Source organism: Aeromicrobium sp. REDSEA-S38_B2, from assembly GCF_001628525.1.
GTDB classification, from domain to species: Bacteria; Actinomycetota; Actinomycetes; order Propionibacteriales; family Nocardioidaceae; genus Aeromicrobium; species Aeromicrobium erythreum.
In genome coordinates this window covers 113,374-126,342 of record NZ_LUNH01000019.1, presented here as the reverse complement: position 1 = coordinate 126,342, position 12,969 = coordinate 113,374, and the positions used below count along the sequence as shown (strand labels likewise).

General features: G+C 73.8%; 15 protein-coding genes. 14 read left to right on the top strand and 1 reads right to left on the bottom strand.

The window, feature by feature from the left end; genetic code table 11:
• From A6Q81_RS04710 to A6Q81_RS04700, 3 genes are all read left to right on the top strand, one after another.
• A partial coding sequence (locus tag A6Q81_RS04710) for a hypothetical protein (protein WP_286689699.1) occupies positions 1–214 on the top strand: 214 nt, incomplete at its 5' end.
• On the top strand, positions 211–681 hold the full coding sequence (locus A6Q81_RS04705) for a hypothetical protein (protein WP_286689706.1): 471 nt from the start codon (positions 211–213) through the stop codon (positions 679–681). The genes A6Q81_RS04710 and A6Q81_RS04705, both read left to right, overlap by 4 nt.
• Complete coding sequence (locus A6Q81_RS04700; RefSeq protein ID WP_286689705.1) at positions 567–1,574, top strand: DUF5719 family protein; 1,008 nt, start codon at positions 567–569, stop codon at positions 1,572–1,574. The genes A6Q81_RS04705 and A6Q81_RS04700 overlap by 115 nt, the downstream gene beginning before the upstream one ends.
• A gap of 12 nt (positions 1,575–1,586) precedes the next feature.
• On the opposite strand, the gene A6Q81_RS04695 is transcribed toward A6Q81_RS04700, so the two are convergent.
• Positions 1,587–2,036, bottom strand: a complete 450-nt coding sequence (locus A6Q81_RS04695; RefSeq protein WP_144433670.1) for a metallopeptidase family protein — start codon at positions 2,034–2,036, stop codon at positions 1,587–1,589.
• Between the two features lie 3 nt (positions 2,037–2,039).
• Between A6Q81_RS04695 and A6Q81_RS04690 the strand changes: the two genes are divergently transcribed.
• The 11 genes from A6Q81_RS04690 (at position 2,040) to A6Q81_RS04640 (ending at position 12,965) form a co-directional block, all read left to right on the top strand.
• Positions 2,040–2,420, top strand: a complete 381-nt coding sequence (locus tag A6Q81_RS04690; RefSeq protein ID WP_308207082.1) for a DUF3499 domain-containing protein — start codon at positions 2,040–2,042, stop codon at positions 2,418–2,420.
• The gene (locus A6Q81_RS04685; RefSeq protein ID WP_286689698.1) at positions 2,421–3,782 is read left to right on the top strand and encodes a phosphomannomutase/phosphoglucomutase; all 1,362 of its coding nucleotides are present in this window, start codon (positions 2,421–2,423) and stop codon (positions 3,780–3,782) included.
• 20 nt (positions 3,783–3,802) lie between these two features.
• Positions 3,803–3,973, top strand: coding sequence for a Trm112 family protein (locus A6Q81_RS04680; RefSeq protein ID WP_083516268.1), 171 nt, complete (start codon positions 3,803–3,805; stop codon positions 3,971–3,973).
• Positions 3,974–4,015: 42 nt separating this feature from the next.
• A complete protein-coding gene (ahcY, locus tag A6Q81_RS04675) occupies positions 4,016–5,458 on the top strand; it encodes an adenosylhomocysteinase (protein ID WP_193786277.1) in 1,443 nt (480 codons plus the stop codon).
• Between the two features lie 52 nt (positions 5,459–5,510).
• Complete coding sequence (gene mtrA / locus A6Q81_RS04670; RefSeq protein WP_067855469.1) at positions 5,511–6,230, top strand: MtrAB system response regulator MtrA; 720 nt, start codon at positions 5,511–5,513, stop codon at positions 6,228–6,230.
• A gap of 13 nt (positions 6,231–6,243) precedes the next feature.
• Positions 6,244–7,788, top strand: a complete 1,545-nt coding sequence (mtrB, locus tag A6Q81_RS04665; protein WP_067855472.1) for an MtrAB system histidine kinase MtrB — start codon at positions 6,244–6,246, stop codon at positions 7,786–7,788.
• A complete protein-coding gene (locus A6Q81_RS04660) occupies positions 7,785–9,491 on the top strand; it encodes an LpqB family beta-propeller domain-containing protein (RefSeq protein WP_286689697.1) in 1,707 nt (568 codons plus the stop codon). Before mtrB ends, A6Q81_RS04660 begins: the two co-directional genes overlap by 4 nt.
• 83 nt (positions 9,492–9,574) lie before the next feature.
• Positions 9,575–10,237, top strand: a complete 663-nt coding sequence (locus tag A6Q81_RS04655) for a ComF family protein (RefSeq protein ID WP_286689696.1) — start codon at positions 9,575–9,577, stop codon at positions 10,235–10,237.
• A gap of 100 nt (positions 10,238–10,337) precedes the next feature.
• Positions 10,338–10,994 (top strand): ribosome hibernation-promoting factor, HPF/YfiA family, encoded by a 657-nt coding sequence (gene hpf / locus A6Q81_RS04650; RefSeq protein WP_286689695.1) that lies wholly within the window; start codon positions 10,338–10,340, stop codon positions 10,992–10,994.
• Between the two features lie 32 nt (positions 10,995–11,026).
• Complete coding sequence (locus A6Q81_RS04645) at positions 11,027–11,692, top strand: response regulator (protein WP_236749822.1); 666 nt, start codon at positions 11,027–11,029, stop codon at positions 11,690–11,692.
• A 58-nt stretch (positions 11,693–11,750) separates the two neighbouring features.
• Positions 11,751–12,965, top strand: a complete 1,215-nt coding sequence (locus A6Q81_RS04640) for a winged helix-turn-helix domain-containing protein (RefSeq protein ID WP_286689694.1) — start codon at positions 11,751–11,753, stop codon at positions 12,963–12,965.
• The last annotated feature ends 4 nt before the right edge of the window (positions 12,966–12,969 follow it).

Genomic DNA, 12,969 nt, shown 5'->3' with positions numbered 1-12,969 from the left:
GGTCTGGACGCTCGCCGAGCCGACGCAGCCGGCGCGCCCCGAGGCGCCGGCGTGGCGGCCGTTCCTGGCCGCGGGCCAGGTGCTGCTCTGGCTCGTCGCCGTCGTGCTGACCGCGCCGGTGCGCCGCCGACCGTCGACCCCGGACGACACGCCCTCCGGTGACGTGACGTCCGGCGGCGGTCGTCGTGTCCGCACGGACGAGGTGCGCTCGTGAGCGGGGGAAGGCGCGTCGAGCGCCAGCCCAGCCGCGGGCCCCGCCGAGCGCCCGGCCGCAGGTCCAGTGCCGCCGGGGACGCCGCCCGCCGCCGTCCGCGCACGGGCGGTCGACGGTCCGGGCTGCCCGCCCTGCTGCCCGCGCTCGCCGCGCTCCTGGTGCTGCTGGCCGCGCTGGTCGGCACCTCCGACGACCCCGGCGAGGCCCCACGCGCCGTGCCCGTGCAGGAGACGCGGTACGCGTGTGCCGGAGGCCCCGGACTCGTCACGGGACAGGTCGAGGCCGGCCGCTCCGCGTCCGCCAGGCTGTCGCCCGGCGGCGACGAGGTCGCCGACGTCGTCGACCCGGCCCGCTGGGTCCGCTCGGACCTCGCCCGGGCCCTCGGGGACGTTGTCCGGGCGTCGTCGACGACGCCTGGTACGCCGGACTCGGGTCCGCGCAGCGTCACCTCGGCGTCCTCGTCCTGACCAACCTGTCGCAGACGCCCGCCGTCCTCGACGTCACGCTCTGGTCGCCCGAGGGTCCGGTCGACGCCGTGGGGGGCGAGGGTCTCGTCGTCGAGGCCGGCTCGACCCGCACCGTCCGGCTCTCCGACCTCGCCGCCGGCGAGGACGTCCTCGGCGTGCACGTGGCGCGGCGTCGCGGCGCCGTCGCGGTCGCCGCGCTCGACACCTCGACGGGCAGCGCCCAGGGCTCGGAGCTGGTCAGCCCCATGGCCTCGCCCTCGCGTCGCGTGGTGCTCGCCGGCCTCGTGGGCCGCGGCACCCGGACGCTCAGCGTGCTCAACCCGGGGGAGACGACGGCACGCGCTCGCGTGGAGGTGCTGGGGCCCGACGGGACGTTCGCGCCGGAGGGTCTCGACGAGGTCCGGGTGCGGCCCGGCAGCGTCACGCGGGTGAGCCTGCCGGGCAGCGTCGGCGACGGCCCTGCGGCGCTGCGCGTCGTCTCCGACGAGCCGGTCGTGGCGTCGGCGTCGGTCGCGTCCGACGGCGACCTCTCGGTGCTCGAGGACGTCGGCGACTGGACGGGCGGGGCGCTCGTCCCGGTCGGCGGCGCGGTCGGCGAGCCCGACCTCCTCCTCACGGCGCCCGGCGACGCCGGCCGCACCGTCGTGGTGGAGGGCCGTGGCCCCGACCTCGCCCGCCGTGACCGCGCCGAGGTGTCCGTGCCGGCGGGCTCGACCGTGCGGGTCGACCTCGGCCGCGTGCTCGACCTCGACGGCGTGTCCTCGGTGCTGGTCCGCTCCGACGGCGGTGTCGTCGGCACGGCGCAGTACACGGCCGGGGGACGCCAGGCGAGCCTCGCGCTGCAGGCCGCGCCGGTCGACGTGCTCACGCCCCGCGTGCGGCCCGCTCCCTGACAGGGCGAACGGCTAGCGCGGGTCGAGGTCGTCGGGGGAGACCTGCCAGACCTCGGCGAGCCGGTGGAGCACGACGTCCCACACCTGCTCCTCGAGGTCGACCCGCCCGCCGGACCGCTCGGTCAGCGGCCGTCGGTAGAGCACCACGAGCGTCACGTCGCCGCGACGCGCGACGCTGCTGAGCGGCACGTCCTCGGACCACTCCGGCGGCAGCAGCGGCACGTCCTCGACGACGACCTCGACCTGGTCGGGCTCGGCGTCGAAGTGCTTCGCCAGCGGAGCGAGCACGCCCGCGACGAGGTGGTCGAACGCCTCGCGCGGCGTCCGGTGCGCCGGCACGCTGCGCGGCGACAAGGGCCCGGGCAGCGCCAGCGGACCGCGTGCGTCGCGCCGGCGGGTCCGCATCCGTCCGGGCCGGGGCCCGCTCACGGTCCCGTCGAGGTGCTGCAGACGTCGGGTCACGCGGTGAGCCTAACCGCACCGCACCCCTCGGCGGGCTACGCTCGGCCCGTGGGTGCTGTTCGACGCTGCACGCGGTCCGCGTGCTCCCAGCCGGCCGTGGCGACGCTGACGTACGTCTACGCCGACCAGACGGCCGTGCTCGGCCCGCTGGCGACCGCGGCCGAGCCGCACACCTACGACCTCTGCGAGGAGCACAGCCGTCGGCTGTCCGCGCCGAACGGCTGGAGCGTGCTGCGGCTCGCGCCCGACCCGTCGACGGTGCGCCCGAGCCACGACGACCTCCTCGCCCTCGCCGACGCGGTGCGCGAGGTCGGACGTCGTCGTCCTCGCCCCGCAGCAGGACCTCCCGGACTCACGCTCGTCCCACCACCGAAGGAAGACTGAATGCACGCACGGCTGCGCCCTGTCGTCAAGGCCTACGACGTCCGCGGTCGGGTGCCCGACCAGCTCGACCCGGCGATCGCGCGGGCGCTCGGGGAGGCGTTCGCCGACGAGGTCGGCATCTCCGAGGGCCGTGGTCGGGCCGTCGTCGGCCGCGACGTGCGCGCGTCGTCGCCGGAGGTCGCAGGAGCCGTCGCCGACGGCATCCGCGCGCGCGGGGGCGACGTCGTCGAGATCGGCCTCGCCTCCACCGACATGCTCTACTGCGCCTCCGGCGTGCTCGACGTGCCCGGCGTGATGGTCACGGCCAGCCACAACCCGGCCGCCGACAACGGGCTCAAGCTCTGCCGAGCCGGCGCGCGCCCGATCGGGCTGTCGTCCGGCCTGGCCGCCATGGCCGAGGCGGCCAGCCCGCTGCTCGACCGCGACCCCGCCGACGTGCCGGAGCCCACCGGCACCCTGGAGTCCCTGGAGTTCCTGCAGACCTACGCCGACACGCTGCTCGGCCTCGCGCCCGTCGAGGGACGTCGCCTGAAGGTCGTCGTCGACGCCGGCAACGGCATGGCCGGCCACACCGTGCCCGCCGTGCTCGGCCGCCTCGACCTCGAGGTGATCGGGCTCTACCTCGAGCTCGACGGCACCTTCCCGAACCACGAGGCCAACCCGCTCGACCACAGCACGCTGGTGGACCTGCAGGCCGCCGTGCGCGAGCACGGTGCCGACCTCGGGCTCGCCTTCGACGGCGACGCCGACCGCTGCTTCGTCGTCGACGAGCACGGCGACGTGGTGGCGCCGTCGACGATCACGGCGCTTGTGGCCGCCCGGCACCTGCTCCAGGAGCCCGGCGCGACGATCCTGCACAACGTCATCTGCTCGCGCGCCGTCCCCGAGATCGTCAGCGAGCGCGGCGGCGTGCCGGTGCGGACCCCCGTCGGGCACTCGCTCATCAAGGCCGAGATGGCCCGGACCGGCGCGGTCTTCGGCGGCGAGCACTCCGGACACTTCTACTTCCGCGAGTTCTACCTCGCCGACTCCGGCATGCTCGCCGCGCTGCACGTGCTCGCCGCGCTCGCGGAGACCGAGACCACCGTCAGCGCCCTCATGGAGGAGTACTCGCGCTACAGCGCCTCCGGCGAGATCAACAGCCGCGTCGACGACACCGACGCCGTCCTCGAACGGCTCTCGCGCCAGTACGCCGACCACCACCAGGACCGGCTCGACGGCCTGACCGTCACCACCGACGACTGGTGGTTCAACGTGCGGGCCTCCAACACCGAGCCCCTCCTGCGGCTGAACGTCGAGGGCGCCGACGACGCCACCATGGAGCGCGTGCGCGACGAGGTGCTCGCGGTCGTGCGAGCCTGACCGGCCGTAGACTGCGCAGCATGTTCCTCGACCCCGCGCTCCTGGAGATCCTCGTCTGCCCGCAGTGCCGGTCGTCGCTGTTCGTCGACCAGGACGCGTCCGAGCTCGTGTGCCAGGCCTGCCGGCTCGCCTACCCGGTGCGCGACGGCATCCCGGTGATGCTCGTCGAGGAGGCGCGCGCGTTGGCGTGACTCGGTCCCCGACCCCTCGTCGGGCCGGGTAGCATGGGGGCCATGGATTTCAACGTCGCTGACCTGTCGCTCGCCGAGTTCGGGCGCAAGGAGATCGAGCTCGCCGAGCACGAGATGCCCGGCCTCATGGCCATGCGCGAGCGTTTCGGCGCCGACCAGCCCCTGAAGGGCGCCCGCATCGCCGGTTCGCTGCACATGACGGTGCAGACGGCCGTGCTGATCGAGACGCTCGCGGCGCTCGGTGCCGACATCCGCTGGGCGACCTGCAACATCTTCTCCACCCAGGACCACGCCGCCGCGGCCGTCGTCGTCGGCCCGCACGGCACCCCCGAGGACCCGCAGGGCGTCCCGGTGTTCGCCTGGAAGGGCGAGACGCTCGCCGAGTACTGGGACGAGGCCGAGAAGGTCTTCGATTTTGCCGAGGGCGGCCCGAACATGCTCCTCGACGACGGTGGCGACATCACCATGCTGCTGCACCTGGGCGTCGAGTACGAGAAGGTCGGCGCCGTGCCGCCGCTGGACTCCACGGACAACGAGGAGTTCAAGGAGGTGCTGCGCGTGCTGGCCCGCTCGCTCGAGGCCGACCCGCAGCGCTGGACGAAGCGTGCCCCGATGATCAAGGGCGTCTCGGAGGAGACCACCACCGGCGTGCTGCGTCTGTACGAGCGCTTCAAGGAGAACACGCTGCTGTTCCCCGCGATCAACGTCAACGACTCCGTCACCAAGAGCAAGTTCGACAACAAGTACGGCTGCCGCCACTCCCTCGTCGACGGCCTGAACCGCGCCACCGACGTCATGATCGGCGGCAAGGTCGCCGTGGTCTGCGGCTACGGCGACGTCGGCAAGGGCTCGGCGGAGTCGCTGCGCGGCCAGGGTGCCCGTGTCATCATCACCGAGATCGACCCGATCTGCGCCCTGCAGGCCGCCATGGACGGCTACGAGGTCAAGCGCCTCGAGAGCGTCGTCGACTACGCCGACATCTTCATCACCACGACCGGCAACTTCGACATCATCCGCGTCGAGCACTTCGAGGCGATGAAGAACCAGGCGATCGTCGCCAACATCGGCCACTTCGACAACGAGATCAACATGGCCGGCCTGGCCAAGATCCCCGGCATCGTCAAGGACGAGATCAAGCCCCAGGTCCACCAGTGGATCTTCCCGGGCGAGGACGGCCAGCCGGGCAAGAAGATCATCGTGCTCTCCGAGGGCCGCCTCATGAACCTCGGCAACGCGACCGGTCACCCGTCGTTCGTCATGAGCAACTCCTTCACCAACCAGGTGCTGGCGCAGGTCGAGCTGTTCACGAAGGCCGACCAGTACGAGCTCGGCGTCCACGTGCTGCCGAAGCACCTCGACGAGGAGGTCGCCCGCCTGCACCTCGACGCCCTCGGCGTCGAGCTGACCGAGCTCAGCAAGGAGCAGGCCGCCTACCTCGGCGTCGACGTCGCCGGTCCGTACAAGTCGGACCACTACCGCTACTGAGCACGACCGGGCGGAGCACGATGGTCCGGCACCAGGTGAGGGGCGGGTCGCGATGAGCTACCGACGCAGCAAGCGCGACCGTGTCCTCGTCGTCGACGACGACGCCTCGCTCGCCGAGATGCTGACCATCGTGCTCCAGGCCGAGGGGCTCACCACCTCGGTCTGCCGCACGGGCGATGAGGTCATGGACGTGTTCACGTCCTTCAAGCCCGACGTCGTGCTGCTCGACCTCATGCTCCCCGGGCAGGACGGCATGAAGGTCTGCCGTCGCATCCGCGCGACGTCGGGGGTGCCGATCATCATGCTCACCGCGAAGTCGGACACCCTCGACGTGGTGCGCGGCCTGGAGGCCGGGGCCGACGACTACATCACGAAGCCCTTCAAGAACACCGAGCTCGTGGCGCGGGTGCGGGCCCGGTTGCGGCGCAACGACGCCGTCGGCGAGCCGCTCGTCTTCGGCGACATCGAGCTCGACCCCGGGGCGCACACGGTCAGCCGCGCGGGGCGGGCGCTCGACCTGACGCCGCTGGAGTTCGACCTGCTCGCCTGCCTGCTGTCCAACCCCGACCAGGTGTTCACGCGCGAGGTGCTGCTGCAGCGGGTCTGGGGCTACCACCACCCCGGCGACACCAAGCTCGTGAACGTGCACATGACCCGTCTGCGCTCCAAGATCGAGGACGACGCCGAGTCGCCGCAGGTGATCCGGACGGTGCGCGGCGTCGGCTACCAGGCCATCGCGCCCACGCCACTCGTCGACGAACCGGCCCCATGACGGGCCGGCCGGCGTGATCCGGCGGGTCACCGGGCTGTGGCGTCGTTCACTGCAGGCCCGGGTGGTCACGAGCACCGTGCTGCTCGTGGCCATCGTCGTCGGGCTCGTCGGCTGGGCGCTGCTGCAGCAGATCGCCGACGGGCTCACGAGCAGCCGCACGGCGAGCGCGGTCGCCGAGGCGCGCAGCGGGTTCGAGAAGGCGCAGGCCGAGCTCGACGTCGCGGTCGAGACCCAGCCGCAGGCCCAGGCCGCCACCCTGACCCAGCTCGTCGACGCGGTCACCGAGACCGACAGCGGCAGCCGGTCCTACGAGCTGGTGCTCGAGGGACCGCTCCGCTCGGGCAGCGGCGCGCCGCCGGTCCGCGCGTCCGGGCGGCTCGCGCCCGGCTCGCTGCCGCCGGACCTGCGCAGCCAGGTGATCGAGCGACCGGGGGTCTTCTGGCGCTACTCCGAGCTCTCGCTCATCGGGTCGGGCTCGCGTCCCGCCGTGGTCGTCGGCAGCCGGCTGCGGGCGCCCGGCACCGGCGACACCTACGCGCTCTTCTACCTCTTCCCGCTCACCGAGCAGCAGCAGACCCTCAGCCTGGTGCGCAACGCCCTCCTGGTCGGCGGGCTGGCGATGGTGGTCATGGTCGGCGGCGTGGCGTTCATCGTGTCGCGCCAGGTGCTGACGCCCGTGCGGCTGGCCCGCCGCATCGCCGAGCGCTACGCCGCCGGCAGCCTCGAGCAGCGCATGCACGTGAGCGGCGAGGACGACATCGCGCGGCTCTCCACGTCGTTCAACCAGATGGCGGCGAGCCTGCAGAGCCAGATCCGGCGCCTGGAGGACCTCTCGCGGCTGCAGCAGCGGTTCGTGTCCGACGTGTCCCACGAGCTCCGGACCCCGCTCACGACGGTGCAGATGGCCAGCGAGCTGCTCTTCGACGCGCGCGACCGGTTCGACCCGCAGAGCGCGCGCTCGGCCGAGCTGCTCAAGCGTGAGCTCGACCGCTTCGAGGAGCTGCTCACCCAGCTGCTCGACCTGAGCCGCTTCGACGCGGGAGCCGCGCGGCTCGACCTCGCCGACGTCGACCTGGCGCGCGTGGCGCGGGCGGCGGCGGCCGACCCGCTGCTGGAGCGCGCCGGCATCATCGGCCGCACGGTCGGGGCCGACCGTCCGGCGGTCGTGCAGGCCGACATCCGCCGCATCGACCGGGTGGTGCGCAACCTCCTCGCGAACGCGGTGAAGTACAGCGGCTCCGACGTGGTGGAGATCGAGGTGGCCCAGGACGGCTTCGCCGTGTCCATCGCGGTGCGCGACTTCGGCGTCGGTCTGCGCGGCGACGAGAACCTGCGGGTCTTCGACCGGTTCTGGCGCGCCGACCCGGCCCGCACCCAGGGTGGCACCGGGCTCGGGCTGGCGATCGCGCGCGAGGACGCGGTGCTGCACGGAGGCACGCTGCAGGCGTGGGGGCGCCCCGGGGAGGGCAGCGAGTTCGTGCTGACGCTCCCGCGCGTCGTCGACCCCGCCCGCCGCAGCACGGCGCCCGCCCCGGTCGTCCAGCGGGTGTTCGCGTGACACGCGCCGTCCGCACCACCGTCGTCGTGGCGCTGCTCGCGGTCGTGTCCGCGTGCTCGGCGATCCCCACCGGCGGCCCCGTGCGGCAGGTGCGCGAGAACGAGGGCTTCGAGCAGAGCACGGCGCTCTACGCGCCCGCGCCGCCGAGCCCGGGGGCCACGCCGCAGCAGGTCGTGGCGGGCTACCTCGACGCCATGCTGGCGTTCCCGCCCTCCACCGGTGTCGCCGAGCGGTACCTGACGGAGGACGCGGCGCGGCGCTGGAACCCCGCTGCCGGCACGCAGGTGTACCGCGACCCCTCGGTCGCGGAGCTGCGGACGGGCAGCACGTCGGCGCGGGTCCGGCTCACGACGCAGCGCGAGCTGCGGCTGAACCCGTCGGGGCGGGTCGCCGACGGGGCCGGCCCGGCGAGCTGGGACCTCGCCCTGCAGCGGGTCGACGGCGAGTGGCGGATCTCCGAGCCGCCGCCCGGCCTGCTGGTGACCGAGAAGTTCTACACCGACTACTACCGGGCCTTCCAGGTGTACTTCTTCGACCCGACGGGCTCGCGGCTCGTGGCGTCGGCCGTCCACCTCCCGGCGGGGGAGCAGCTGGCCACCGCCCTCGTCGCCTCCCTCGCCCGCGGACCCTCCGACCCCGGGGCGCAGCAGCGCACCTACCTGCCCGGGCTGGGCGACCTGCGCCCTGCGGTGCCGGTCGACCGCGACGGCGTGGCCGAGGTCGACCTCGGTGCCTCCGCCGCCGACCTCTCGCCCCTCGACCAGGGACGGCTGTCGGCCCAGCTGGTCTGGACGTTGCGCCAGGTGTCCGACGTCAAGGGCGTGCGGGTCGGCGCCGGCACGACCACCCTGACCCCGACCGGCGGTGCCGTGCAGTCGATGGGCTCGTGGTCGCGCTACGGCCCCCGCGAGCAGGGCGAGCCGTACGTCGTGGTCGACGGACGACGTCGCGAGGCGGCCGAGCTCGACGGTCGCCGTCTGCGTGACCTGCCTGCCGTCTGGGACGTCGACCCCGACGAGACCGCCGAGCTGGTGGTCGGACCGCAGCGGCTCGCGACCCTCTCGCGCGACCGTGAGCGGCTGCTCGTGCGCCGCACGACGGGGACCGACCGCGTCGAGGTGGCCGTCGACCGGCTCGTCTCGGCCTGGTGGACCACCGGCGACACCCTCGTCGTCGTCGACCGCCCCGGCGGCGGTCCGCGGGTCCGGGTCGTCGAGCCGCAGGCCACGCGCATGCTCCCGCTCGGGGGCCTGGCGGGCCTCGACGTCACCTCCTTCGCGATCTCTCCCGACGGCGCCCGGTACGCGGTGACCACGGGCGGCGTCGACGGTCGTGTGCGGGTCGGTGCGGTCCAGCGCTCGGGCGACGACGCCCTGGTCGGGCTCGGGCCCAGCCGCGCCCTGCCCTGGCAGGTGGGGCGGCCGTCGTCGGTCGGGTTCGTCGACGGCGTGCGGCTCGCGTTCTTCGGCGACACCGAGCTCGGCCGGCAGGTCTTCGAGGGCCTCGTCGACGGCACGTCCCTCGAGGGAGGCGCCGCCGGCGGGGCACCGATCCTGCCCGACGTCGCACCGCGGACGCTCGTCGTGCAGGGCGAGCGTCGCTGGGCGGTCGACCGGCGCGACCGGCTCTGGTACCTCGGCCCGGACTCGACCTGGACCCGGCTCGGCATCACCCGGGTCGCGTCGCTGTCCCCAGGCGGCTGAGCGGCACCGGCTCCACCACGGCCGCGTCCACAGGCACGTGACGGGGTCGGCGGACCGTGCGCCGAGCGGTCCACCCTGGCCGCATGGACTCCTGGCTCGCCGCGGCCGACCTCGCCCTCGGGGCCGCCTGCGCCGGGTGCGGGCGGGTCGCGCTCGACCTGTGTCCCCGGTGCCGCGCGGCGCTGCGGCCCGAGCCGCGACTCATCGACGGCGGGCCGGTGCCCGTCGTGGCGGCGGGTGAGCACGACGGCGTGCTGCGCGAGGTCGTGCTGGCCTGGAAGCGCCGCGGGCACACGCGGCTGACCCCCGTGCTCGGGACGCTCCTCGCCGCGTCCGTGTGCGCGCTCGGCCCGGGCGACCGGGTCGTGCTCGTGCCCGTGCCGACCACCCGGCGCAGCCGTCGGCGGCGCGGGGGCGACCTCGTCGGCCAGGCGGCCGGGCACGCCGCGCAGGTGCTGGTCGACGTCGGCCTGCCGGCCGTGGTCGTGCCCGCCCTCGCCATCGAGCGGCAGCCGCGCGACCAGGTGGGGCTGGGCGCGCGCGACCGTCGGGCCAACCTCGACGGCGCGCTGCGTCGGTCGCGCCGCGCGGTCCCGGGGACCGCCGACGTCGTGCTCGTCGACGACGTCGTCACCACCGGCGCGACGCTCGCCGAGGCGGTGCGGGTGCTCGCGGCCGGTGGCACCAGCGTCCTCGGCGCCGCCGTCGCCGCCGCGCGACCCGCCCCGACGGCGGCTCGTTCCTGAAGGTCGTCGAGGAACTCCGTGTTCCTCTGGTGTCCGCGCGCCGGTCGGTCTAAGTTCGGTGGCATGTAAACATCGCACGACCGAGCGCAGGGAGGCCCCCATGGAAATCGTCGTCAACGGCCGCAACAGCGAGATCTCCGACCGGTTCCGCCAGCACGTCGAGGAGAAGCTGCACCGGGTCGAGAAGTACGACCAGCGCCAGAAGATCAACCGCGTCGAGGTCGAGGTCACGCACGAGAAGAACCCGCGGCAGCACGAGCAGGCCGCGCGCGTGGAGATGACCCTCCGGTCACGAGGCCCGGCGGTCCGGGCCGAGGCCAGCTCGACCGACCAGCACTCCGCGCTCGACGCGGCCATCGACAAGCTCGAGGCCCGGCTGCGTCGCGCCGCCGACCGCAAGCGCATCAGCCACGGCAAGCGCCGGCCCGTCTCCATCGCGGAGATGCCCGCCGAGGTGCCGTCGGGCCTGCTCGACGGGTCCGGCGACGACACCGATGTCGAGACGACCACGATCGCCGGCGTCCAGGTGCAGGGCGACTGCCCGCTCGTGGTGCGCGAGAAGACCCACCAGGGCGTCCCCATGACCCTCGAGCAGGCGCTCTACGAGATGGAGCTCGTCGGTCACGACTTCTACCTGTTCCTCGAGAAGGACTCGATGCGACCCAGCGTCGTGTACCTCCGCAAGGGCTACGACTACGGAGTCATCCACCTCGACGTCGACGAGTCCGGCGACCTGTCGGGCGACGTCGCCCCCTGACGGATGCCGCTCGTGCGTGGCATGATGCACGGGTGACTTCTCGGGCGCCCCGCATCCGCGTGCTGCTCGTCGACGACCAGGAGCTCTTCCGGCGCGGCGTGTCGATGGTCCTGGGCGCCGATGCCGACCTCGAGCTCGTCGAGGTCGGTGACGGCGACCAGGCCATCGCGGCCGTCGAGGAGACACCCGCCGACGTGGTGCTCCTCGACGTGCGGATGCCGGGGCGTTCCGGCGTCGAGGTCTGCAAGACCATCAAGTCGATCTCGCCGTCGACGGGCATCATCATGCTCACCGCGAGCGACGAGGAGTCCGACCTCTACGAGTCGATCCGCAGCGGTGCGTCCGGCTACCTGCTGAAGGACGGCTCGACCTACGACCAGGTCGCCGAGGCCGTGCGCCTCGTCGCGGCCGGCCAGTCGCTGATCAGCCCGAGCATGGCGACGAAGCTGCTCGATGAGTTCGTGCAGATGTCGCGCAGCCCGGCCCCGGCCACCGCGCAGCTGACCGCCCGCGAGCTGCAGGTGCTGCGGCTCGTCGCCAAGGGGCTCAGCAACCGCGAGATCGCCGAGGAGCTGTTCATCAGCGAGAACACGGTCAAGAACCACATCCGCAACATGCTCGAGAAGCTGCAGATGAAGTCGCGCATGGAGGCCGCCATGTACGCCGTGCGCAGCAACCTGCTCGACGACCCGGTCTGAGCGCGCTCCAGCCTCCTCGCGCGGGGCCGCGGCGCCGGTGTCGGTGCCGCCCGGCAGGATGCTCGACGTGACCGAACGTCTCACCACGCTGCAGGCCCGTCGGGTCGCGCTCGCCGCGCAGGGGTTCACCCGCGCCCGGCCGGCCACCGTCGCACGACCCCACCTGCGCAGCACGCTGCGCCGGCTCGGCTTCTTCCAGATCGACTCGGTCAACGTGCTCCAGCGGGCCCACCACCTGCCGCTGTACTCGCGGTGCGGCCCCTACGACCTCGAGCTGTTCCACCGGGCGGCCGGCCGGTCGCCGCGGCTCATGTTCGAGTACTGGGCGCACGTGGCCACCTTCGTCGACGTCGACCTGTGGCCCGCCATGCAGCACCGGATGGCGTCCCGGCGCGGGCTGTGGGGCGGGCCCGACCGCGTCGCCCGCGAGCAGCCGGAGCTCGTCGACGCCGTCCTGGCGCACGTCGCCGAGCACGGTCCGCTCACCGCGCGCCAGGTCGACGCGGCGCTGGGGCAGGAGCGCGAGCGCGACCGCTCGCACTGGGGCTGGAACTGGACGGCCACGAAGAATGCCCTCGAGTTCCTGTTCCACGGCGGACGCCTGACGTCGGCGCGCCGCACGGCGCAGTTCGAGCGTGAGTACGACCTCCCCGAGCGGGTCATCCCCGCCGACGTCCTCGCACGCCCCGCGCTCGACGAGGCCGAGGCGCACCGCGTGATGGTCGAGCACGCCGCCCGGGCGCACGGCGTCGCGACCCTCCCGTGCCTGCGCGACTACTTCCGCTCGGCTCCGGACCCGACCCGTGCCGCCGTCGAGGACCTCGCCGACGCGGGCGTGCTGCTGCCCGTGCGCGTGCAGGGCTGGGACCGACCCGCCTGGCTGCACCACGAGGCGGCGCGCCCCCGCGCGGTGCGCGCCCGGACGCTCCTCAGCCCCTTCGACCCGCTCGTCTTCGAGCGCGAGCGCACCGAGCGCCTCTTCGGCTTCCGCTACCGCATCGAGATCTACGTGCCCGAGGCGCAGCGCGAGTACGGCTACTACGTGCTGCCGTTCCTGCTCGGCGACGCGATCGTCGCGCGGGTCGACCTCAAGGCGGACCGCGCCCGCGGCACGCTCGTCGTCCACGGGGCCTGGTCCGAGCCCGGCGCCCCGGCCGACACCGCGGTCGAGCTGGCCGAGGAGCTGCGGACCATGGCGCGCTGGCTGGCCCTCGGCGCCATCGAGGTCGGCGAGCGGGGCGACCTCGCGGCGGACGTCCGCGCGCTCGTGTAGCCCC

Bases quoted from the DNA above. Each gene is read 5' to 3' on its own strand.
- A6Q81_RS04685 (WP_286689698.1), top strand. From the start codon at position 2,421: ATGCACGCACGGCTGCGCCCTGTCGTCAAGGCCTACGACGTCCGCGGT.
- A6Q81_RS04680 (WP_083516268.1), top strand. From the start codon at position 3,803: ATGTTCCTCGACCCCGCGCTCCTGGAGATCCTCGTCTGCCCGCAGTGC.
- ahcY (WP_193786277.1), top strand. From the start codon at position 4,016: ATGGATTTCAACGTCGCTGACCTGTCGCTCGCCGAGTTCGGGCGCAAG.
- mtrA (WP_067855469.1), top strand. From the start codon at position 5,511: ATGAGCTACCGACGCAGCAAGCGCGACCGTGTCCTCGTCGTCGACGAC.
- A6Q81_RS04655 (WP_286689696.1), top strand. From the start codon at position 9,575: ATGGACTCCTGGCTCGCCGCGGCCGACCTCGCCCTCGGGGCCGCCTGC.
- hpf (WP_286689695.1), top strand. From the start codon at position 10,338: ATGGAAATCGTCGTCAACGGCCGCAACAGCGAGATCTCCGACCGGTTC.
- A6Q81_RS04640 (WP_286689694.1), top strand. From the start codon at position 11,751: ATGCTCGACGTGACCGAACGTCTCACCACGCTGCAGGCCCGTCGGGTC.